The sequence below is a fragment of the Weissella viridescens genome (assembly GCF_001437355.1).
Lineage (GTDB): Bacteria > Bacillota > Bacilli > Lactobacillales > Lactobacillaceae > Weissella > Weissella viridescens.
On record NZ_JQBM01000003.1, the window covers coordinates 151020 to 170017 of the forward strand.

The 18998-nt window shown below is 36.5% G+C and carries 35 protein-coding genes and 1 tRNA gene; 30 read left to right on the top strand and 6 right to left on the bottom strand.

Translation table 11 applies throughout. The annotated features are described in order from the left end of the window. Positions 1-123: 123 nt before the first annotated feature. The 4 genes from IV50_RS05710 to IV50_RS05725 all read right to left on the bottom strand — a co-directional run bounded on the left by IV50_RS05710 (position 124) and on the right by IV50_RS05725 (position 2821). On the bottom strand, positions 124-1185 hold the full coding sequence (locus tag IV50_RS05710) for a site-specific integrase (RefSeq protein ID WP_057746369.1): 1062 nt from the start codon (positions 1183-1185) through the stop codon (positions 124-126). Between the two features lie 211 nt (positions 1186-1396). After that, positions 1397-1978: a DUF4352 domain-containing protein gene (locus tag IV50_RS05715; protein WP_057746372.1), complete on the bottom strand. Its 582-nt coding sequence runs from the start codon at positions 1976-1978 to the stop codon at positions 1397-1399. A 75-nt stretch (positions 1979-2053) separates the two neighbouring features. Beyond that, complete coding sequence (locus tag IV50_RS05720; protein ID WP_057746375.1) at positions 2054-2464, bottom strand: hypothetical protein; 411 nt, start codon at positions 2462-2464, stop codon at positions 2054-2056. 3 nt (positions 2465-2467) lie between these two features. Then, a complete protein-coding gene (locus tag IV50_RS05725) occupies positions 2468-2821 on the bottom strand; it encodes a helix-turn-helix domain-containing protein (protein WP_057746377.1) in 354 nt (117 codons plus the stop codon). Between the two features lie 260 nt (positions 2822-3081). Between IV50_RS05725 and IV50_RS05730 the strand changes: the two genes are divergently transcribed. The 3 genes from IV50_RS05730 (at position 3082) to IV50_RS05740 (ending at position 4541) form a co-directional block, all read left to right on the top strand. After that, complete coding sequence (locus IV50_RS05730; RefSeq protein ID WP_057746380.1) at positions 3082-3342, top strand: helix-turn-helix domain-containing protein; 261 nt, start codon at positions 3082-3084, stop codon at positions 3340-3342. A gap of 12 nt (positions 3343-3354) precedes the next feature. Further along, complete coding sequence (locus tag IV50_RS05735) at positions 3355-4083, top strand: phage antirepressor KilAC domain-containing protein (RefSeq protein WP_057746383.1); 729 nt, start codon at positions 3355-3357, stop codon at positions 4081-4083. Positions 4084-4328: 245 nt separating this feature from the next. Further along, positions 4329-4541 carry a hypothetical protein gene (locus tag IV50_RS05740; RefSeq protein WP_057746385.1) on the top strand — a complete coding sequence of 71 codons (213 nt, stop codon included), beginning with the start codon at positions 4329-4331 and terminating at the stop codon, positions 4539-4541. A gap of 8 nt (positions 4542-4549) precedes the next feature. Here the strand turns inward: IV50_RS05740 and IV50_RS05745 are convergent, their stop codons facing one another. Continuing rightward, positions 4550-4933, bottom strand: a complete 384-nt coding sequence (locus IV50_RS05745) for a DUF2513 domain-containing protein (RefSeq protein ID WP_057746388.1) — start codon at positions 4931-4933, stop codon at positions 4550-4552. Between the two features lie 78 nt (positions 4934-5011). Here IV50_RS05745 and IV50_RS05750 point away from each other — a divergent pair, with 78 nt between their 5' ends. Genes IV50_RS05750 through IV50_RS05760 form a run of 3 tightly spaced genes read left to right on the top strand, consistent with a single transcriptional unit; the run spans position 5012 to position 5635 of the window. Then, positions 5012-5206, top strand: coding sequence for a hypothetical protein (locus IV50_RS05750; RefSeq protein ID WP_057746391.1), 195 nt, complete (start codon positions 5012-5014; stop codon positions 5204-5206). Between the two features lie 16 nt (positions 5207-5222). Then, positions 5223-5441, top strand: coding sequence for a hypothetical protein (locus IV50_RS07850; protein ID WP_057746394.1), 219 nt, complete (start codon positions 5223-5225; stop codon positions 5439-5441). Between the two features lie 14 nt (positions 5442-5455). Continuing rightward, positions 5456-5635, top strand: a complete 180-nt coding sequence (locus IV50_RS05760) for a helix-turn-helix domain-containing protein (RefSeq protein WP_057746397.1) — start codon at positions 5456-5458, stop codon at positions 5633-5635. A 157-nt stretch (positions 5636-5792) separates the two neighbouring features. Here IV50_RS05760 and IV50_RS05765 read toward each other — a convergent pair whose 3' ends face one another. Further along, entirely contained in the window at positions 5793-6041 is a 249-nt protein-coding gene (locus IV50_RS05765; RefSeq protein WP_057746399.1) for a hypothetical protein, read from the bottom strand. 43 nt (positions 6042-6084) lie between these two features. Between IV50_RS05765 and IV50_RS05770 the strand changes: the two genes are divergently transcribed. The 24 genes from IV50_RS05770 (at position 6085) to IV50_RS05870 (ending at position 18894) form a co-directional block, all read left to right on the top strand. After that, complete coding sequence (locus IV50_RS05770) at positions 6085-6291, top strand: hypothetical protein (protein ID WP_057746402.1); 207 nt, start codon at positions 6085-6087, stop codon at positions 6289-6291. Positions 6292-6296: 5 nt separating this feature from the next. After that, positions 6297-6503 carry a hypothetical protein gene (locus IV50_RS05775; RefSeq protein WP_057746405.1) on the top strand — a complete coding sequence of 69 codons (207 nt, stop codon included), beginning with the start codon at positions 6297-6299 and terminating at the stop codon, positions 6501-6503. Positions 6504-6514: 11 nt separating this feature from the next. Next, a complete protein-coding gene (locus tag IV50_RS05780) occupies positions 6515-6721 on the top strand; it encodes a hypothetical protein (RefSeq protein ID WP_057746407.1) in 207 nt (68 codons plus the stop codon). Then, positions 6721-6891, top strand: coding sequence for a hypothetical protein (locus IV50_RS07855; protein WP_156405016.1), 171 nt, complete (start codon positions 6721-6723; stop codon positions 6889-6891). The genes IV50_RS05780 and IV50_RS07855 overlap by 1 nt, the downstream gene beginning before the upstream one ends. A 4-nt stretch (positions 6892-6895) precedes the next feature. After that, a complete protein-coding gene (locus tag IV50_RS05785; RefSeq protein ID WP_057746410.1) occupies positions 6896-7591 on the top strand; it encodes an AAA family ATPase in 696 nt (231 codons plus the stop codon). Positions 7592-7593: 2 nt separating this feature from the next. Beyond that, positions 7594-8151: a DUF669 domain-containing protein gene (locus IV50_RS05790; protein WP_057746413.1), complete on the top strand. Its 558-nt coding sequence runs from the start codon at positions 7594-7596 to the stop codon at positions 8149-8151. Continuing rightward, positions 8151-9029: a hypothetical protein gene (locus IV50_RS05795; protein WP_057746416.1), complete on the top strand. Its 879-nt coding sequence runs from the start codon at positions 8151-8153 to the stop codon at positions 9027-9029. Before IV50_RS05790 ends, IV50_RS05795 begins: the two co-directional genes overlap by 1 nt. Before the next feature lie 12 nt (positions 9030-9041). Next, positions 9042-10436 carry a DUF5906 domain-containing protein gene (locus IV50_RS05800; RefSeq protein ID WP_057746419.1) on the top strand — a complete coding sequence of 465 codons (1395 nt, stop codon included), beginning with the start codon at positions 9042-9044 and terminating at the stop codon, positions 10434-10436. 250 nt (positions 10437-10686) lie between these two features. Further along, positions 10687-11079: a RusA family crossover junction endodeoxyribonuclease gene (locus IV50_RS05805; RefSeq protein WP_057746422.1), complete on the top strand. Its 393-nt coding sequence runs from the start codon at positions 10687-10689 to the stop codon at positions 11077-11079. Then, complete coding sequence (locus IV50_RS08030) at positions 11067-11192, top strand: hypothetical protein (RefSeq protein ID WP_269079379.1); 126 nt, start codon at positions 11067-11069, stop codon at positions 11190-11192. The genes IV50_RS05805 and IV50_RS08030 overlap by 13 nt, the downstream gene beginning before the upstream one ends. 51 nt (positions 11193-11243) lie before the next feature. After that, positions 11244-11510, top strand: coding sequence for a hypothetical protein (locus IV50_RS05810; protein ID WP_057746425.1), 267 nt, complete (start codon positions 11244-11246; stop codon positions 11508-11510). Continuing rightward, positions 11503-11721, top strand: a complete 219-nt coding sequence (locus IV50_RS05815) for a hypothetical protein (protein WP_057746428.1) — start codon at positions 11503-11505, stop codon at positions 11719-11721. Before IV50_RS05810 ends, IV50_RS05815 begins: the two co-directional genes overlap by 8 nt. A 1-nt stretch (position 11722) precedes the next feature. Continuing rightward, positions 11723-11869 carry a hypothetical protein gene (locus tag IV50_RS07860; protein ID WP_156405017.1) on the top strand — a complete coding sequence of 49 codons (147 nt, stop codon included), beginning with the start codon at positions 11723-11725 and terminating at the stop codon, positions 11867-11869. Positions 11870-11871: 2 nt separating this feature from the next. Further along, positions 11872-12249 (top strand): YopX family protein, encoded by a 378-nt coding sequence (locus IV50_RS05820; RefSeq protein WP_057746431.1) that lies wholly within the window; start codon positions 11872-11874, stop codon positions 12247-12249. After that, the gene (locus IV50_RS05825) at positions 12249-12578 is read left to right on the top strand and encodes a DUF7446 family protein (RefSeq protein ID WP_057746434.1); all 330 of its coding nucleotides are present in this window, start codon (positions 12249-12251) and stop codon (positions 12576-12578) included. The genes IV50_RS05820 and IV50_RS05825 overlap by 1 nt, the downstream gene beginning before the upstream one ends. Further along, positions 12578-12994: a hypothetical protein gene (locus IV50_RS05830; RefSeq protein ID WP_057746437.1), complete on the top strand. Its 417-nt coding sequence runs from the start codon at positions 12578-12580 to the stop codon at positions 12992-12994. Before IV50_RS05825 ends, IV50_RS05830 begins: the two co-directional genes overlap by 1 nt. Before the next feature lie 109 nt (positions 12995-13103). After that, a complete protein-coding gene (locus IV50_RS05835; RefSeq protein ID WP_057746440.1) occupies positions 13104-13484 on the top strand; it encodes a hypothetical protein in 381 nt (126 codons plus the stop codon). A 44-nt stretch (positions 13485-13528) separates the two neighbouring features. Beyond that, positions 13529-13753 (top strand): hypothetical protein, encoded by a 225-nt coding sequence (locus IV50_RS05840; RefSeq protein ID WP_057746444.1) that lies wholly within the window; start codon positions 13529-13531, stop codon positions 13751-13753. A 219-nt stretch (positions 13754-13972) separates the two neighbouring features. Next, entirely contained in the window at positions 13973-14386 is a 414-nt protein-coding gene (locus IV50_RS05845) for an ArpU family phage packaging/lysis transcriptional regulator (RefSeq protein ID WP_057746447.1), read from the top strand. Between the two features lie 340 nt (positions 14387-14726). Continuing rightward, positions 14727-15185, top strand: a complete 459-nt coding sequence (locus IV50_RS05850) for an Asp23/Gls24 family envelope stress response protein (protein ID WP_057746450.1) — start codon at positions 14727-14729, stop codon at positions 15183-15185. Positions 15186-15212: 27 nt separating this feature from the next. Further along, positions 15213-15353 (top strand): hypothetical protein, encoded by a 141-nt coding sequence (locus tag IV50_RS07935; protein ID WP_169790320.1) that lies wholly within the window; start codon positions 15213-15215, stop codon positions 15351-15353. A 234-nt stretch (positions 15354-15587) separates the two neighbouring features. After that, positions 15588-15660 (top strand) — tRNA-Asn (locus tag IV50_RS05860). Between the two features lie 73 nt (positions 15661-15733). Beyond that, positions 15734-17746 carry an HsdM family class I SAM-dependent methyltransferase gene (locus IV50_RS05865; RefSeq protein ID WP_057746453.1) on the top strand — a complete coding sequence of 671 codons (2013 nt, stop codon included), beginning with the start codon at positions 15734-15736 and terminating at the stop codon, positions 17744-17746. A 2-nt stretch (positions 17747-17748) separates the two neighbouring features. Further along, positions 17749-18894 carry a restriction endonuclease subunit S gene (locus IV50_RS05870; protein WP_057746455.1) on the top strand — a complete coding sequence of 382 codons (1146 nt, stop codon included), beginning with the start codon at positions 17749-17751 and terminating at the stop codon, positions 18892-18894. Positions 18895-18998 lie beyond the last annotated feature (104 nt).

The following is an 18998-nucleotide window of genomic DNA, read 5'->3' on the forward strand; positions in this document are numbered from 1 at the left end:
CGCCATATATCAACGGTTTCCCCTGTTTTTAAGACTCCTTTTTTCTCCCGATTTATCCAGAAAAAACCCGAAAAATTCGGTACAATTCGGTAATTTCTGAAATAATTCGGTACACTTTTTGGCTCAAAATAAAGCCATTGCTTTTTCGTTTTCGTGATTTTTCTTTTCTTGCATAAGATGAAAATAGACGTCTTCTGTCATGCTCACATTTGCGTGTCCTAAGCGTGAACTGACATAAGCAATATCAATGCCTTCATTAATCAAAAAACTTGCATGAGTGTGTCTCAATGCGTGAAATGAGACGCGCGGAATATCAAGGCTCTGTAAAGTTTTCTCCAACTCGTAGTTCACCATACCCTGATTCAATTTTTCGCCTAAGAAATGTTTGTCAATTTGTGGATTTTCTTTTTGATATCGCTTTAGCTGTTCGAAAAATCTATCTGGCATGGTGATCGTTCTATTAGAACTTTCTGTTTTCGTTTTACCGTATCCAAAAGGTGGAAGTTCAGACTTGCTTTTGTTAACTGTCAATTCTTTTGGATTGGTGTCTACGTCGTCGAGGGTTAATGCTAAGACTTCTCCCAGACGCAGCCCAGATAATAAAGATATATAAATGGCAAATCGTCGGGGTGTTAAAGGATTAGCTTCAATCTCATTGAGTAGGACATACATTTGAGCCTTTTCTAGATATTTAACAGTCTTATCTTGCTTTGAAGCTTTGGGGAGTCGGACATTGAATGTGGGATCTGATCGAATCAATCCATCAGCAAATGCCGTTTGAATTGGCATTTTTATTCTATTAAAATGCTGACGCACAGTGGCTGGCTTTCTAGTTTTTCCAAAATCATTGACGAAATCTTGCATGAGTAACCGGTTTAGGTCTTTAAGAGTAATTCCGTCAAAATACTCATGAACGATTTTTTGAGTTCCTTCATGGTTTTTAATTGTGCGCGCAGCTAGATCAGTTTTTAGGTGGGTGTCTAGCCACGTATCGTAGTATTCAGTGAATAATTTGTCATCATTAAGAACATACTGATTTGTATTTATGTCGGATAGATAATTTGCTTCAAATGCCAGGGCTTCCGCTTTTGTCTTGAATCCGCTCTTGGACTTTTGTTTATATTTGCCATTGGAACTATAGTTGATTCGAACCTGCCACGTTTTCCCTCTTTTTTTGACAGTCATATTAGTTTAAACCTAACCTTTCGTTTTAAAAATTGAGTAGTTTAAAGACGTACTCAGGTCTGATATAATAATTAAATGGGAGTAATCCTGGGGGAGCGCATATCCTAACTTTTAGCGGAGTAGGGGATATGCGTTTTTTTATTTGGCAGCTTTTAAAAGTCATCACGCTTGGACTGATATGTATGCCACAAGGAGTGGCTAATAATAAATACTATTTATTCAAATTAACAGAAAATGATTCTTTGTTTTCAAACATATTCCCTGTGTAGATTAATTTCAATTTATCAGAAGGTTTTGCTTGTCCTGTCAAATCTCCTGTGACAGAGGCACCTGGTTTTAAATCACCAGAATTTAATTCATTATTACCATCTACACGTATTTCAGTAAAATCGGTTAAGTTTCCATCATTATCAAGCTTGAAATCGAATGGATTGTAACTGATGGTATCATCACTCTTATTAGTAATTGTGATGTTAACGATAGCATACTTATTTCCGTCCTTTAATGCAGGGAATTCGGGATCATCGTCTGCAAATTGAAATGAGTTAACCTTAAATTCAATACCTTTGTATTTTACTGTGTCACCGACCTTGAATGTCTTACCATCAATATCGGAACTTGAAGTCTTTTTAGAAGTTGAATCAGACTTTTCAGCTTTATCTTCTGACCCTCCCAAAGCTCCACCAATAATGATAACTACAATAATAGCTAGAATCCAAAACCAAATTTTTTTATAAAATGGTTTCTTTTGAACGTACGTATTCCCGTTCTCATCTTTAATATGTTTTGCCATTTCCTTACTCCTTCAGCTTTTAGTGTGAATCAGCTTATTGCACATATGTATGCCACCTTCGGGTGGCTTTTTTATTTAATCATAAATAATTTCTTTTACTAATGGTTCGAACCACGAAGGTAAATTGAACTCATTCATAAAATCTGACCAGTTACGATATTCATTTGGTGTATCGATATAGAGCAACCGGGCAAGCATCTGAATGGCGTGTTGGTTTGTTATCCGTTCTTCTTTATTCCTTATATATGGTGAAAACGTATATAAGAATGATGGCTGTGAAAATTCAATATGGCATATTTCATGAGCTAATCTAAAAACTACACTTATTTTTGATTCATAGTTTGTATTTAGATTGATTGTTTTATCTTGACAAAAAGCAACATCTGGATCAGTTTGAGTCCCATTTATCGTTTCTATTTTTATATCAGACCTATCGGCTATTGTTAATAACAAAGCGAATAGGGTGTCATGTAATTGTTCCTCCATATTTTAGTTCCCACTATTCTTATTGGCTTTAAGCATAGCGAGGAGTGCTTTTTTATACTCTTCCGATAAAGGCTGCCCCTCGAACATAGCCATTCCTTCTTCATTTAATATTTCATCTAAATCAACCGGTTCTTTTGTTGATAACTTAGTGGGGTACATTTCATCAGTATTACCTAATAGGTAGTCTACTGATACACCTAAGACGTCGGCGATTGCTTTGACTGTTGGATACTTCGGATTAATTCCTTGATTATATCTATATAAAGCGTTTTCACTAAGGCCAGCCTTCTGGGCGACCTGTTTTAAGTTCATACCACGCTGTTTTGCGAGGTCTCGTGTTCTTTCAAAAAAAGTCATAAAAACTCCCATTCTAAAAAGAAATAACACTTTTTACACTTTTAGGGTTGTAAAATAATCGATACGTGTTATTCTTAATACATCAAGTAATAAAGCAACTCAAAAAGCAAGTAAATATCAAACGTACTTTTGGCGAGGTAGATGTGATAAATACAGCTGTTTGTTGCGGTTTTTAACTATGTCTAAATTTTACACGTATGTATTATTTGTGTCAATAAAAATTACTTGTTTATTTACTATTCAAGAAAGGAGATTTAAATATGGTCGATTCATCAATTAAAGAAAAGCTAACTATCCCAGAAGCTTGGGCTCGAATTAATTACGCACGCAATGAATTTGCCACTTACGTTAAAACGAACCATATTCCACGGGAAGAACTCGCAACTGTCATTGGCAAAACACCACAGTATATCAATAAGTTGTTGGCAGGCACTGAAAAAGGTGTAGCTGCACAAATTAATTTGCAAAAGCTAATGGAATACACGCAATTCAACGGCGATAACTTTTATGAAGGACGATAAGGAGTCATAACGATGGATAACGAATTAATTAATATTCAAACGAATGAACAAGGTGAACAACGAGTGAGTGCTCGTGAGTTGCATAGGATACTTGGATTGAAGAAGAAATTTACTGATTGGTGGAAACAATATTCAGAAATGTTTATTGAGGGCACTGATTGGACCACTTCCCCTAAAAGTGAAGAGGTCCAGAACAACGGTGGTGTACAGGTTCGTGTACTTGATGACTATTCACTTTCAGTCGATATGGCCAAGCACATCTCAATGATGACCAAGACTGAACGTGGTAATCAAATTCGAGACTACTTCATTCAAATAGAAAAGCAATGGAACTCACCAGAACTGATGATGGCACGTTCATTGCAGTATGCGAACAACAAGCTCATCGGATACGAAAGTAAGATTGCTGAACTTACACCAAAAGCTGAGTTGCACGATAAGTTCATTGCTACTGGTGAGTCAATTGGTGTACGTGAAGCATCAAAAGAAATGGGAATCAAGCAAACTGATCTAGTCGATATTTTGATGAACAATAAATACATTTACCGAGAACAAGGACGTAACGGAAAGTTACAGCCATATAAGAAATATGTGCCTAAGCTGTTCGTCCTTAAGAGTGGTGGAGTTGGTGAAAATGGTATTGAGTTCACGCCACGAATGCGAATTACACCATATGGACGTGAGTATTTTTATAAGAAGTTCGTTAATCCTGAACAAACAGAATTAGATATGGAGGCATAGAGATGGATGAACAAAACAAGAATCCAGAATATAAGCCTGGCAAGTTTTATAAATTGAAGTGGTTCCTGAATTCGTTAGATTTGTCAGATTACTTTTTAATCGTGAGCACCTCAATTCTGTGTTTGTGTTCTTTATATTCACTATTTTAAGCCAAACGGTGAAACAGGGGTGTCATTGACTACTCTAGTAACCGGTAAAGGGCAACAATATTTCATTAACAAATATATTAACGAGGAGGTATAGATATGAACAATTTTGAAAAGGAAAAAGAAAAGATGAAAGGGATGGTGGCGTTAGGGTGGCTATCAGGCGCAACTGTTTTAGAAGTCATTATGTTGTTGGCTTATTTAATTTGGCAAACAAAAATAGCAATGTTCTTATTTGGAGTAAGTACATTACTATTTGTTATCACTTTATTCATCTTCTTAGCTTGGAAGCGTGGGTTAAAAAAATATTGAAAATGATTTTATAAATTTTTATCAATCATATTGGTTATGACTTTAGAACCAATTTCTGAGAGTAGCGAAATAGAGACACTTTCTAAATGGTTAGTCACTTTTTTAGTTTTAGACCAGACCTCTGGATCGCGAATCGTATCGAGAAATTTATGACCATTCCAGGTTAACATACCGGTACTGAAAGCAATTAAGTTATTTTCGATAATTGTGGGTGTCGAGTGTAAAAAATTTGTTTCAGATAATTTCATTAAAGTGTACTTAATGTCTTGCTCTGAATAACCATTTAAGTTGTCGGATTCAAGAAAATCTGAAAGATGCAGAAAATGACCAAATGCTAAATCAGATTCAATAAACTTTAAACAATCACGAACACAGTCTTGATTAAGGTACATTTGTTTTCTCTTTTCATTAGGGACTAGGTAAATGAGCCAGTAAAAACATTATAAAACGAAAAAATAGGAGTTATAGAAATGGCAGAGAAAAATTTAACTATTAATGCGAAAGAAACTGCGGAAATCATCGGTTATTCGCCAAAGTATTTTTCTACTTGGCGGCGCGGTGATTCCAAAAGAGCGCAGCGCTTTCGTAGGGTTGTAAAGGAGACTGACCCAAATTGGTTCAATAAGCGTTCAGTTGAGAGATTTAATGAGGGCGCATTGATGTAAATGAGAGGGAGAAAAGATGGCAGGAACAGTTGTATCAGTAGTTATATTTATTGTGTTGGCAATTGGTTCATACCAGGTTGTCATGCACATAGCAGAGCCTGTAGTGAACTTTTGTCTAGGTTTGGGGCGAATGGTTGTCTATCCAATTGTATGGGCTTGTAATGGTCGAGAAGCAGCTGAAAGTATTCGTAATCGAAAGGGCCACAAGCGATGGGTAATCGACTCAAAGAATTAAGAGAATCACAACAGATGTCAGCACGGCAGGTTTCTTTCGAATTAGGGCTAAGTCAGAACATGTATTCAAGTTATGAGCGTGGCGAGAAAGAGCCAACGGTTTCAACATTGAAGAAAATAGCCAAACTGTTTAATGTGTCGGCTGATTATTTACTAGGTTTATCAGATGAAAAATGGACACAAAAAAAGCGCTAACGGATGCAACCGATAACGCTTAGGAGTTAATGAACTTAGCACAGTTTTTAACTCCCCAAATATAGCATAAAGAAATGAGGTCAGGCAAATGAATGAAGTAGAAGAACTATTAAAAAAAATAAATAGCGACATAAACCTCAAGTTGAAGTTATCTGTATTAACTATGTCGATTATTTTGGTGCTCTTTATAATAGGCTGTTTTATATTTTGAAGAATCACCTAAAAAATCTAAAGTTTCTTGATAGGCAGTGAAGTAGTAGTTAACTATGTCTGTGGTTTCTAGACGTTGATTATTTTGTTCAGCTTCTTTTATACGCATTGAAACAACATTGTTGGCGATGTCTCGAGCGACATCGGAATACTCATTTTTAATTAGTCCTTGCTTAACAAGCTTAAAAAATTTCATGATAAGCCTCCTTTAGGCTAAGTATATATTAAAGGAAAATAATATGAAATACGAAGTACCAGATAAACAAATTGATCCACCGGATGACCCACCTTGTATTGCTGAAGACTTTGAAAAACAAGAGTTATATGCAGGCGATACTGTGTGGCAGGACGCAGATGGGAATTATATTGATGAAGAATTAGTGACACCATATTTTGAACGTTACTTGCGTTATATGGGCGCAGAATTAATTGAATTAGGAGAATAACAATCATGACAGAAAAGTTAATTTTACGAGCTGAAAATAAGAAAGATAAGGAATACAACCCTGTATTTATTTCAAGTGACACGCATCAAAAGTTAAAACAGTTATCAAAGTCAACGGGTATCCCTATGCGATCTTTAGCAGATAAGATGTTTAATTTTGCGCTTGAAAATTCAACAATTATCAATTCAGATGATGGAAGTAATCCGGAATAGGAGAATAAGCAATGACATCAAAAAAACAATATATGCATGACCATTTCTTTAATCCACTAGATGAACCTAAATCGATGGGAGTTGATTTATTAGGAAACGCATTAATTGAGCATGATGAAGTATACAAGGCTGAAGATGGTTTCTTTCTAATTAGTGCATTAACTAAAGCGCAAAAAGAAATGGCTAAAGCGTTGAAATTAAGAAAGGTGGAATTGTGATGGCAGGTTCAAGCATGGAAAAGAAAGTGGAGTATGCCATTAAGCAAATTGCGGATATTCATTTTCAGGCTGTTAGAGGCGAGGCGCCAGTAGTAGTTGAAAATGCATTAGATACAGTACAAGTTGCAGTCATGCAAGCTATGGAATCAGTCAAGAAGATACAGGAGTAGAGATATGCCAAAGTATTTTAAGGAAGGCCATATTCCGGATGTTGGAAATATGTATCTCATCTATGGTGGAAAAGGGACGGGAAAGACTAGTCTGTCAAAAGAGTTTCCGGGATTGAAATTGATGTTCAACTTTGATGGGTCGACAAATGCAATTTCGGGAACTGATGATATTCGAGTGATTGCATATAATCAAGGAGACGCAAAACAAATTCAACACCAATTCATGAAAGATTTTTATCAGCAAGTTTATAAAACAAATGAACAGGGACAAACAATTATCAACCCAGAAATTGGCACAATCGTTCTAGACAATGTCACCGCACTTCAAAACTGGGTCATTGATAATATCGAGAATGGTTCAAAAGATGGACGACAAAACTGGAATTTAACACAAAAATGGTTCAGAGATTTAAGTTTCTTGTTACGGAAGACAGATTTACCAATATTAGCTACAGTTCATGAAATGTCTGGTGATGTTCCGGGACTGTTTAAGCCTGACATGAACGAAAAAACATTCAATGCCTTTGCTTCTACATTCGATGTTGTGGGGCACATTTACAAACATGATGGAAAAAACATGATTGATATGGACCCAGAGAATGGGAACAAAGGCGCTAATCGACTGGATAGTCGTAAAACTATCGAAGCAAGTGAACTACTAAATAACAATACTGAAGAAACGAAAGATGAGGAAATTTAATTATGGCTTTTACATTTGACGCAAACGATATTCGTATGACATCTACTGGACTCGAATTTGGAGGAGATTATAACGTGAAGGTTACTTCCGCTGATTTTAAAGGGAAGACAAAAAATGGTAACGACTACGCAACAGTACGATTTGAAGTCGTAGATGGCGACCAAAAGGGTGCACAAATTACACATGTCTTCATGGATGATGCAGAGACAGAACGTCCCTTCCGTTATCGTGAAATCAACGCCATGCTTGCTGGAATGAATTATCAAGGAAGTGGCGAGATGACCTTGCAAACGCTTATGCCACAGATTGTGAACCAACAACTAGCAGTCCAAGTTAAAAAGTTCGAAAAGTCAACAAATGACGGTCGTATCTACTACAATCCGCGTATTGAAGATTTTGGCAAGTTCATGACTGGTGGGTCAAAAACAGATAAAAGCAATCCGCGTCCATCAAATAACACTAACACCCAACCATCAAATGGCGGATTTAATCCAGCCGAACAAGGTATGACGCCACCACCAGTTGCACCACAAGGAGACCCATTCGGCGGAGGATTTTAATGTATGCCTTTAAAAAATCCGGCATATACGGTGACTATGATGTCATTGATGAACTAGATGTGGTCACTTACACTGAGTCATTACCTGTCTACCATGATCCAATTGAAGATGTTTCTGAATTTAAAAAAGTATCAGCGCAATACTTTACACCATCAAATTTAAAAAGTGGGCTTGCACGTAGTCGTGAAAATATTGCCGATATTCAGGGCATCACGTTTGATTTAGATAAGGTCTATGACTGGTCGGAGCTTATGTACGATTTTTATACTATGATGACGAAAAGTGAAATTGAAATGTATCTTTGGAAAACGCCGTCAGCAATTGCATCGGGAGGGCATGAAAATGGGTCAAGACTGTTTGTGCCATTAGGTAAATCAATTGAACCTGAACTATTGCCAAAAGCAGTAGATGAGTTGACTAAATTATTTATTCTTGGTGGGTTCAATTTACTTAGTTATGGAGCTGATTTACAAGCTTCTAAAACGGTTGGCCGATTAATGGGTTTGCCGTTGCAGAAGAAAGATACAATCGTTCCTTGGGATATTGAAAATCGGAAACGGTACAAAATCCAAGCTGAATTAGATAGGTCTACTTTTCAATCAACATCTGAAGGGGAATTCATTGGCGCATTAAATGATGAACCAACAGTAGAAAATATGGCTAGTTTTATGGAGCGATATGCCGGGAAACATCGGGTAACTTTTAATGTTGGTGAGCGAGATAACTCATTGACGCGAATGCTTGGTGCTTTGAAAAAAGCATTTGATGATATTGATCAAGATGATTTAATCGGTGCTTTTTATGAAGCAGGAATTGCTCAAGCTTTAGATAATCCTGAAAAAGACATCTCAGTCAAAGCTAGGCGCTTACTGAAATAGAAAGGAGGAATAATGGCGAATGAGATCAAATTGAAGTCGGTTATCAATTTTAATCAATTACGGATTCCGTTTTCTGAAATTGATGAAACAGAAGGCGGCATGAGTACTGATTTTGTGAACCAATTGCAGTGGTTGAGGTTGGATATCCAGAAGAACGGAAAATATAAATATTTAATTAGTTCTGTTGTCGATTTTGCAACTTGGTTAATTCAGTACGACAGCATCATCATCAAAAATGATTGGGGTTACATTTGGAATGGTTCGTTTTGGGACAGAGTGCCAGTAAAGCAAGTAACGAACATGATTGACGTTTCTATTTCAGTTATCACAGACCGGCTAAAGGTTAGTTCAAACAAGAAACGTGAATTACAAAAAGATGTGAAGCCATTCTTGATTGAGTATTCGCGTGGATTCGATGATTCGCTAAAAACAAATTATATTGGTTTTAAAAATTGGACTTTAAACGTGAATGAAAACAACTTTTTTCACCCCAAAAAAGAGATGGCCATTATTGATGGATTTGATTTTGAACCAGTTCCAAACGAGGTTCCTAAAACTTGGGTTGCTTACGCAGATTATATGTTCGGTAAGAATGCACGATTTTTATGGGCGTGGTTAGGTTACGCCTTTCAAGCCAATATGAGTTGGAAACAAGGCGCACTATTCTTGCTTGATCCAATTGGTGGAACTGGTAAAACACATTTCGTAACCAAAGTAACGCAAGCCATGTTTGGAAGTAGCCGAGTAGGTGCATTCAAGTTGAAAAACTTGCAAGGTAATAATGCACGATTTGAAACTGCACGATTTGTAGGAAAGTCACTAATGGTTGATGATGACGCAACGAAAGTTCGATTTAAGGAAGATGATACTTTTAAATCGGTGACCGGTGGCGGCCTTTCCCCAGTCGAACGGAAGGGGATTGACGGGACGGACTATCGTATTACCGCTAAGATGATTGTCAATGTAAACGAAATGCCCATATTCAATGACAGCGGGGCAATAAAAAGGCGATTGCATATTATTAAGACCATTGCACCGGTGGCAACTGCTACTGAGATTAGCAAACGTGATGTGCTATTTCCTAGTTCAGAATTGGAACGAGAAACACCAATGTTAGCAACTTATGCGATTGAACAGTATCAGCAAGCAGTAAAAGAAGATTGGCAAATTTTTGGAAACATTGCAGACGACATTGTGGCTTTAGATCCATTTGAGCAGTGGCGTCAAACGCTTGTACCACAACTTGGTAAGGCAGGTGATTTATACGCTGAGTATGAACAGTTTTACATGAGCTTACATTTATCAGATACAGATAAGCCGATGAGTAAACAAGCATGGGGACGTAAGATGGTTAACTGGTATGAAAAAAAGAAGAGCAGAGATGGAATAGAATATTTGGTCACATAGTGTGAACGATGTGAAGGATATGTGAACGATACTGTGAACGATTTAAGCCCGTCATACCAACGGTTGTGAACGATGTGAACGTTTTTTCTTTATTTTATTTATTTATAGAAATTAGTATAAAAAATAATAAAGAAGAAATAGAGGGTGCTATATCGTTCACATCATGCACAAGTACTGATATGAGTGCGTTTTTGATGAAAAATAACGTTCACATATCGTTCACAAAACGTTCACAGATTTTGGAGAAAAGATGAGTCAGAAGATATTTGAAGCTCTGATTGAACTGGCTAACGATTTTGGAAGTGGGAATGATTTACAACATAATACAAAAACTAACACGGTTTATCGTGGTGCAAAGTATCATGCTTACAAAGATGAACTGATTGAAGCTTTAGACGAATTGAATGACAAGTTTAAAGTTCAAATTGATAAAGGTGATGAGTTGGCTGTGAATCTAACTTTCTATCAGACGAACATCAACCAAACAACTCGTGCAACTAAAGACTTGGACAATATGGAAAAACCAACATTAGATGCCATGCAGGTTGCCTTGGGTTTTGATGATTCGCAGATCGTTAAAAAGGTGAGTCAGAAGCAAAGCCACTTTACAAGGGCGTTAAGGATTGAACTATGGAAAGCTTAGATTTAGACAAAGAGGCAAAGGCTCGTGGATATGAAAACTGGAGTGATCTTGAATATGATTACGGGAAGAATTATGCAAATGAATTAAAGCAAAGTTTGGAAAGTGATGACTAATTGAATAACAGGATAGCTCAAGTGGGTCAGTGGTGGGTATTAGGAGAAAGTATGACAAAGATTAAACAGTATCTACAAGAGAACGCATATAGCTTAGTGGCTATTTTTACACAGACATTTGTGTCCGGTATGTATTTTGATGAATGGGTAAAAGCACCTTTAGGCCTCAAAGTCTGCATGATCATGATTGGGGTAATTTACATTTACTTAGGGACTTATACTGACGTGTTAATTGCAACAGTCAAGTCGCAAAATAAGCACATCTTATGGCAAGCAGAGAAGATTGAAGCACTGAAGAAGGAACAACAGCATGACTGATAAGCAATTACTGAAACCTGTGTATGTATTAGTCACTTTTGTCGGGTTTGCTGTATTTGCATGTATGACAATCGACAAGAGTAGCCAAGCGTCAGCATTGTATATACAAACACAAAAGCAACAAAACAAGATTGATAAGCAACAACGCGATATTAGTCGATTGGAACAAACGAATAAGGCGTTGGCTAATCAGGCTAAAGGACGGTATTAACATGAAATATCAAGTTATCGCACGGAACAAGGCCACTGGCGAAAATGAAGTGCTACAAAGTTTTATGGATCATGACCAAGCTGCAAACTTTGCAATTCAGAAAGCTATGGAAGGTGTCCACGCATGGGTGGAAAAGGTAGGTAAATAATTATGCGAGAGATTAAGTTTAGAGCGTGGGATAACATTCTAAATGAATATTTTTCATGGGAAGACAGCATTAAATTCAATAACTACTATGATTTGATAGAAGATAACTATAATGGTGCAGTTTCACTTGAACAATACACAGGCCTCAAAGACAAAAACGGCGTTGAAATTTATGAGGGCGATATTGTCAAACTACACGTTGTAATATTATCACCAGATGACAAGATGGGTGAGATTAAATACTCACCAGAATACGGATATTCTATTTACTTTGCATCTAATCGTATGGCACGTCAGGAATACTGGTCAAACGGGGGCAAACATACGATAGAAGTAATTGGCAACATTCACGAGAACGCAGATTTATTGGAGGAAAAATAATGGAACTTATGTTAAGTGCAATTACGAATACTATTTATTTAGGAAACACAAAAAATGGTGGAACAATGTCCCTTAATGGTAGACGTGATTATACCAAAGAGACTGGCGATATTATGATGAATTGGTTTCGCTATTCGGGATATCACGGAATAAAGAATACAGACGTTAACACAGGAAAAGTAACAAGAGCGATGTTTTATTCAGATGATCCAGAAAAAATAAAGCAAATAAAAAGCATATTACTCCCAGCATCAAGTGACACCAACCGTATCATCCCTGATGAAGTAGGCAATGATATTCATGAGTTTTTACACGGAGAAGAGCAATAATGGAACAAGTAAGTAAAAGAATGATGGAAGAGTTAAAAAACGCTCACAGTTTAAACGAAATTTTAGACAGTATGTATGATGACAAAAAATGTAAGTGTATTGATTTTGATTATTGGTATTTAAAATCATATTTAAAATACAACGATTTTAGCGATGAGACTTATTTAAAAATTATCAAGCACATCAATGGCGAACCACATTTTGAAGCAGAAAAAACTAAGAAGTATGTTGTGCGAAGTAAAGAAGCAGATACCGGAGGTGATTTTCGTTATCTGATTTTTCAAGAAGCTTACGGGGTCACATATACCGTAAACGAATATGTTGATAATTTTTATAAAGCCGAAAAATTCGATACACGCGAAGAAGCTGAAAAGTGGACTAATCCACTTATGGAAGTGGTGGAGGTGGAAGAATAACCGTAAACCCATGAATAGGTATTGAAAGAATATCAACTCACGATATAATTAAGTTTAAACTAATTATTTAACGATGAATAACAACTTAAACTTACAAAAGGTGACTGTGATGGATAGTAAAGCAAATACAAGAGCATTCCAAAGAGCGAAAGATTTCTTTGAAAAGGAATACAAAGATAGGGGCATGGTCAAGTGGCAGGGATTCTTCTTGTCAGATCATGTTGAAGATGTAGAAAAGTATGCAAATGAACGTGAACAGGTTGAGCAACAAGAGCAAATGCCTAGCATGACACTGGAAGAAATTTCGGAAGTGCTATTTGATGCTTATCGCAAGCTTGAAACGATTGAGTACCAACTCAAAGGTGTTGACGTACTAGGGCATTATCCACCTATCAAAAAGGGCAAGGTTAAAGGTAACGACGAGAATGTTGCCGTCATTGGTAACAAAAGAGTAGATATTAGCCAGATTAATTGGTGTCAGATAATTTAGAAGAAATAAAAATTTGAATTAAGATACGTAAGAGGTAGTTGGAGATGATCCTAATTAAACTTGAACCCGATGAGCGAAAAGAGCTTAGAAAGCGCGTTGCTTATCTTCAACGTCATGGAGACGACCATAACAGAACGTTGTCAAAAGCCATGATAGCAAGAAAGATTCACATATCAGCAACAACGCTAGCGAAGGCGCTCAAGACTAATAACGAGTTCTCGATTGATACACACGATAAGATTGTGGACTGGTTAGAAAAAGACAAATAAAAAACGCCACTGTTTCCAGTGACGCTGCATGAGGTTTATTGACAACTAAAGTTTTAAAGAAGATGAACATGAATCTCGCTAATGCTTATACCAAAGTTTTAGATATTAAGGAGAACCTCATGCAAATATATATTATATCACTAAAAAAACGCCCAACCTTAAATGGGCGCCTTTCAAATGAATTTTGGTAATTCAATTATACCATGGAGGGCTTAGGGAGTGGCATTATTACCAGAGATTGATGAAGAAAAGACGATTGCAAATGTACGGGATTTCTTTGAACATGATTTTAAACGGTTGCAGAACATGGCGCATATCTCTTATGTCAGTATTAAGTCGCCCATTATATCAGGAATGCCAACAGGAAGCTCTGTGAGCAATTCTACTGCCGACAAACTAACCAACTACTCATACGCAAGAAAAACGCTAGATGACGTTACTAGAGCTTGTGAGCATATGCCTGAAATATACAGAGCTGTGTTGGAATATCGATATTTTAAAGGCCTGAGTTGGTTGCAAGTCACAGATCGCTTAGATTATTCAACAAGACGTGGGCAACAATTGATTAATGATTCGTTATTACAGTTTGCTGAAGCATTTTCGGACGTCTATGATTATCGAGTTTTTAAATAAAAGAACCGCTATAAGTCAGCAAAAAGTTGATAAATAGCGGTTTTTTTGTTTAAAGTGTTGATCCAATGCCCGAAGGTATGGAAACCGTGACTGGCATTAAGAAAACAGACTTAAAATATTTTCGCATGTTATGCCGATTATGTGCGCACAAGGTGCGTGGGGTAGGTGTTATTATGATATTGTTGAATAATTAGGCAAAGTATTATAGCAATAAGTCAATAACCAATCTTTTCTAGTTCTGCAAATCTAGACACATAGTTCGACGATTATTTGACAATATATAACATTAGAAATACAATTAGCTTGTAACATATTTCTAATTAAAAATGGAGGATTTGCTATGACTGATTTTAAATCTCAACTAACTTTTGATGATAAGGTAATTCAAAAGATTGTTGGCGATGCTATTAAGAATGTTGAAGGCTTATTGGACGTCAATGGTGGCTTCTTTCCAAATTTAAGTGACAAAGTCTCAAACTCTACAGATTTAACGAAGGGAATCGATACACAAATTGATGATGATCATGTTGAACTCAACATTGAAGCTATCACAGAATTTGGAAAGCCAATTCCCGAAATTTTTGAAAACATGAAGAAGAGTGTTTCAAGAGAATTAAAAAAGATGACAGGCCTTGATCTGTCTGAGTTTAATGTTAAAGCGGTAGATATTAAAACGGCGGAGCAACATGCAGATGATTCTGAAACACTTCAAGATAAGGCATCAAATGCAACTGATAGTGTTAAGAATGCAACGGTAGATGCAGCCAACAATGCTAAAAATGCGGTAAATAATAACTAAACATTAATTTTACAAGGAGAATATAATATGTCTGAAGAAACAAATAATAAGTCTGAAGCAACAAATAATAAGTCTGAAGCAACAAATAATAAGAATGAGACATCTCTTAGTCCTCAAAAAGAAGTTAAGGGGCGCCCAGAAGCGCCAGATTACAAGAAGGCAGACTAAGTTTGCTACTCAAACTTTTTGAAGAGAAGTATATAGAACGGGCACATGGATTGTTGTGCCTGTTTTTTTGTGCGGGCATAATTCAGTATAGTTAGTACACCCGATTCTAGATGGATAAGTAATTCGTTATTGTTGCTTGAGCAGAGGACTTTTGATCCTTGGGTCGTAGGTTCGAATCCTACTGGGAGCATTGACATGTAATGGTGTGTAGTCTATTCTTTGTTAAGGTGTGGGTGTTCTATAGTTCAGTTGGTGGAACGTTTCATTATTAATGCGAAGGCCGCTGGTTAGAGTTCAGCTAGAGCATCTACTTAAAACAGTCTGTCAGAAATGATGGGCTGTTTCTTTTGAAAGAAAGCTAAATTAACAGGAGTATAAACATGTCTAATACAAAATGGGTTTTAGAAGATGATGTTAATGACTGGGTAAAACATCAATTAGAGTCGATCGGTCTTGTGAAGAATAAAACGTATACTGTTGAATCGGGCATGTCCGAATATATGAAAAACGCTTTAGCGGGTTCAGCTAAAACAGAAAGAAAAACTAATTTTGGAAAACCGGATTTCCAAATTGAACAGTATGACATCCCGGTTATTTTTGAGGATAAATTACACGTAAAAAAACTTATTAATGAAACCAAAGATGGCATTAAATTAGATGAAAAATCAGTTAGTTCTTATGCAGTAAATGGCGGGCTATTTTACGCTCAAAATATGATTGCATCAGGAAAGTATGAGGAAGCAATATTCGTTGGAGTTGCTGGAGACAATGCTGAAAATGTTGAATTAAAAGTTTATTATGTATTTGGATCTTCGACACATCCAAAATTAATGGATAAGTATACTACGCTCGATTTTTTAGAGAACAAAAGTACGTTTGACGACTTTTTAAATGATGCAAGGCTTAGTGACTCTGAAAAGCATAAAATTTTAATTACCACGCAAGCACAGTTGCAAAAACAAGCTAAAACATTAAATGTTTTGATGAATAATCATAATATTCCCGCAGCACAAAGAGTTGTGTATGTGTCAGGCGCTTTGTTGGCCATGCAGGATGTTGTAACTCGTGAGGGGGACTTCAGGGGTAGAGGTCTTATGCCTGAGGATTTACAAGGTTCTCAAATGAAAACTCGAAGAGATGGGGAATTAATTGTAAGTCAAATTGCTAATTATCTTGATGCCCGCGCGATACCGGATCGAAAGTTGAACTTGATGATGAGTTCATTTGATAATGCAATTCAAAATGATACTGATAGAGATCGCGTTATTGATTTAGATAAAACTGTAGCTAAGCTCTTACCAGAAAAAGCATCGGTCAATAAGCAAATATTTACTTTCATCTATGAAAACATATTTAAATCAATCGATGGGACATCGGGACATTTAGATATCATGGGTGAGATGTATTCAGAATTTTTGAAATATGCTCTGGGTGATGGAAAAGGTATTGGAATTGTTTTAACGCCACCTTATGTTACTAAATTGATGACACAAATCTTAGATGTTGATATGAACTCTCGTGTTATGGATTTGGCGACGGGAAGTGCTGGATTTTTAATAGCATCAATGGCACAAATGATTGATGATGCAAACTCGACGTATGGGCGAGGAACGACTAAAGCCACTGAAAAAATTAAGGATATTAAAGAAAAACAATTGCTTGGTGTTGAATTAAATGCGCAAATGTTTACCTTAGCCGCAACTAATATGATTTTGCGTGGTGACGGTTCTAGTCACATTGAGAAGGGAGATTCTTTTAATTTAGACGATCCTAATTTGTATGAAGAATTTGCACCAAATCGTTTATTATTAAATCCGCCATTTAGTTTTAAAGAAAATGGTATGCCTTTTATTGAATATGGACTTCGTTACCTAGAAAAGGGGGGAAAGGCAGCTATTATTATTCAGGATTCAGCTGGATCAGGTAAAGCGGTTGAAACTAATAAGATGATTCTTAAGCATAATAGTCTAATTGCTAGTATAAAAATGCCTACAGATTTATTTCAACCTTCTGCTGGTGTTCAAACCTCTATTTATATATTTGAAGCGGGTGTACCGCATGACTTTGATAAAACGGTTCGTTTTATTGATTTTAGAGATGATGGTTATAAGCGAACAGGTCGTGGATTGACAGAAACAGGCAACCCTGTTGCGATGTATGAAACTTTAGTTAAAGTGTTCAAAGCGGGGACTCATGCTAAATTGGGAGCATATTCTGACTTGTGGGATTTGAATAAGCAAGTGTTTGATGACCAAATTACTGATGCAGGAAATGATTGGAATTTTGAACAGCACCAAGTGATAGATTACACACCAACAGAGGAAGACTTTATGAAAACAGTCGGTGATTATCTAAGTTGGGAAGTTAGCCAGTTGTTAAAGGCAGGTGAATAACTATGCCTGAATTTAAAGAGTTTCGAGTTGGTGAATTGTTTGGGGATGAAGATTTTGAGGCAATAAAACAAGCAAAGTCACAAGGTGATATCCCAAATGATGAAAATTTAAATACATCGGTCCCGTATATTGTTCAATCTAACCAAAATAATATGTTTTCAAGGCGAGTTAATAAGGCATGGTTGATTGAACATAATGAACCACCGGTATCTGGAAATAGAATTGCTTTAGGGGTCACTTTACCGGCTGTTTCTTTTCAACCTGAGGAATTTGGTGCTAGTCAAGTCATAACTATTAAGAGTCCTAAATTAAATAGATATACAGGAAATTATATTGTAACTGCTATTAGTAAACATCTAGTTGATTTTTCTTATGGGAATAAACCTGGTCTAAAGATTTACAAAAATATGAAAATCACATTACCAGTAACTACGGAAGGATTTCCTGACTGGCAATACATGTCCGACTACGTCAAAAAGATTGAGGCCGACTACGTCAAAAAGATTGAGGCATATTTGCAAACCTTGGGGTATTCTGATGTAGAATCTGTGAGACTGACAGAGACTGACAGGGAAGTACTATACCGGCATGAAAACGCTGAGTTTGCTGATTTTTTTATAAACGAATTGTTTGAGGTTATAAATACGCACAGCATATTGAAAGAGGATGTTGTGTTTGGAAGTGGTAAAGTTCCTTATGTTACAGCAACAGAAGCAAACAATGCCGTTACCGCATATATCGAGTACGAATCTAATTTGATGGAGAATGGGGATTGTATATTGATAGGTGGTAAGACGTTAGTTATTACGTATCAGTATAATAATTTTTTCTCAAACGACAGTCATAACTTAGCTCTATATTGGAAGCTGAACGGTAATTTAACTAAAGAAATGAATTTATACTTTGTATCTGCATTGCAAAAAAGTATGCACCAGAAATATACGTGGGGGAACTCGATTTCTAAGAAGAAAATTGCGGGCGACAAAGTTACGATACCTATCGATGTAGCTACTGGCCGGCCTGACACGCAACTCATGGAGGATTACATAAAAGTAATTGAAAAAAAGACAGTTGCTAGCTTAGTTACAAAATTTAACAAACGGTCAAATGCCTATCAAGAAATAATTAATAGCCAGAGTAATCATTAAGTTGGTTGCTCTTTTTTTGTACGCAAAATTAGGAGGTAACTAGATGTGACAATGAAGCGCAAACTAGAAGATCAGATTATCGGCAAGATTGATAATCAACATAA

Coding starts and splice junctions, on each gene's coding strand:
- IV50_RS05710 (WP_057746369.1), bottom strand. CDS start 1,185: ATGACTGTCAAAAAAAGAGGGAAAACGTGGCAGGTTCGAATCAACTAT.
- IV50_RS05715 (WP_057746372.1), bottom strand. CDS start 1,978: ATGGCAAAACATATTAAAGATGAGAACGGGAATACGTACGTTCAAAAG.
- IV50_RS05720 (WP_057746375.1), bottom strand. CDS start 2,464: ATGGAGGAACAATTACATGACACCCTATTCGCTTTGTTATTAACAATA.
- IV50_RS05725 (WP_057746377.1), bottom strand. CDS start 2,821: ATGACTTTTTTTGAAAGAACACGAGACCTCGCAAAACAGCGTGGTATG.
- IV50_RS05730 (WP_057746380.1), top strand. CDS start 3,082: ATGGTCGATTCATCAATTAAAGAAAAGCTAACTATCCCAGAAGCTTGG.
- IV50_RS05735 (WP_057746383.1), top strand. CDS start 3,355: ATGGATAACGAATTAATTAATATTCAAACGAATGAACAAGGTGAACAA.
- IV50_RS05740 (WP_057746385.1), top strand. CDS start 4,329: ATGAACAATTTTGAAAAGGAAAAAGAAAAGATGAAAGGGATGGTGGCG.
- IV50_RS05745 (WP_057746388.1), bottom strand. CDS start 4,933: ATGTACCTTAATCAAGACTGTGTTCGTGATTGTTTAAAGTTTATTGAA.
- IV50_RS05750 (WP_057746391.1), top strand. CDS start 5,012: ATGGCAGAGAAAAATTTAACTATTAATGCGAAAGAAACTGCGGAAATC.
- IV50_RS07850 (WP_057746394.1), top strand. CDS start 5,223: ATGGCAGGAACAGTTGTATCAGTAGTTATATTTATTGTGTTGGCAATT.
- IV50_RS05760 (WP_057746397.1), top strand. CDS start 5,456: ATGTCAGCACGGCAGGTTTCTTTCGAATTAGGGCTAAGTCAGAACATG.
- IV50_RS05765 (WP_057746399.1), bottom strand. CDS start 6,041: ATGAAATTTTTTAAGCTTGTTAAGCAAGGACTAATTAAAAATGAGTAT.
- IV50_RS05770 (WP_057746402.1), top strand. CDS start 6,085: ATGAAATACGAAGTACCAGATAAACAAATTGATCCACCGGATGACCCA.
- IV50_RS05775 (WP_057746405.1), top strand. CDS start 6,297: ATGACAGAAAAGTTAATTTTACGAGCTGAAAATAAGAAAGATAAGGAA.
- IV50_RS05780 (WP_057746407.1), top strand. CDS start 6,515: ATGACATCAAAAAAACAATATATGCATGACCATTTCTTTAATCCACTA.
- IV50_RS07855 (WP_156405016.1), top strand. CDS start 6,721: ATGGCAGGTTCAAGCATGGAAAAGAAAGTGGAGTATGCCATTAAGCAA.
- IV50_RS05785 (WP_057746410.1), top strand. CDS start 6,896: ATGCCAAAGTATTTTAAGGAAGGCCATATTCCGGATGTTGGAAATATG.
- IV50_RS05790 (WP_057746413.1), top strand. CDS start 7,594: ATGGCTTTTACATTTGACGCAAACGATATTCGTATGACATCTACTGGA.
- IV50_RS05795 (WP_057746416.1), top strand. CDS start 8,151: ATGTATGCCTTTAAAAAATCCGGCATATACGGTGACTATGATGTCATT.
- IV50_RS05800 (WP_057746419.1), top strand. CDS start 9,042: ATGGCGAATGAGATCAAATTGAAGTCGGTTATCAATTTTAATCAATTA.
- IV50_RS05805 (WP_057746422.1), top strand. CDS start 10,687: ATGAGTCAGAAGATATTTGAAGCTCTGATTGAACTGGCTAACGATTTT.
- IV50_RS08030 (WP_269079379.1), top strand. CDS start 11,067: ATGGAAAGCTTAGATTTAGACAAAGAGGCAAAGGCTCGTGGATATGAA.
- IV50_RS05810 (WP_057746425.1), top strand. CDS start 11,244: ATGACAAAGATTAAACAGTATCTACAAGAGAACGCATATAGCTTAGTG.
- IV50_RS05815 (WP_057746428.1), top strand. CDS start 11,503: ATGACTGATAAGCAATTACTGAAACCTGTGTATGTATTAGTCACTTTT.
- IV50_RS07860 (WP_156405017.1), top strand. CDS start 11,723: ATGAAATATCAAGTTATCGCACGGAACAAGGCCACTGGCGAAAATGAA.
- IV50_RS05820 (WP_057746431.1), top strand. CDS start 11,872: ATGCGAGAGATTAAGTTTAGAGCGTGGGATAACATTCTAAATGAATAT.
- IV50_RS05825 (WP_057746434.1), top strand. CDS start 12,249: ATGGAACTTATGTTAAGTGCAATTACGAATACTATTTATTTAGGAAAC.
- IV50_RS05830 (WP_057746437.1), top strand. CDS start 12,578: ATGGAACAAGTAAGTAAAAGAATGATGGAAGAGTTAAAAAACGCTCAC.
- IV50_RS05835 (WP_057746440.1), top strand. CDS start 13,104: ATGGATAGTAAAGCAAATACAAGAGCATTCCAAAGAGCGAAAGATTTC.
- IV50_RS05840 (WP_057746444.1), top strand. CDS start 13,529: ATGATCCTAATTAAACTTGAACCCGATGAGCGAAAAGAGCTTAGAAAG.
- IV50_RS05850 (WP_057746450.1), top strand. CDS start 14,727: ATGACTGATTTTAAATCTCAACTAACTTTTGATGATAAGGTAATTCAA.
- IV50_RS07935 (WP_169790320.1), top strand. CDS start 15,213: ATGTCTGAAGAAACAAATAATAAGTCTGAAGCAACAAATAATAAGTCT.
- IV50_RS05865 (WP_057746453.1), top strand. CDS start 15,734: ATGTCTAATACAAAATGGGTTTTAGAAGATGATGTTAATGACTGGGTA.
- IV50_RS05870 (WP_057746455.1), top strand. CDS start 17,749: ATGCCTGAATTTAAAGAGTTTCGAGTTGGTGAATTGTTTGGGGATGAA.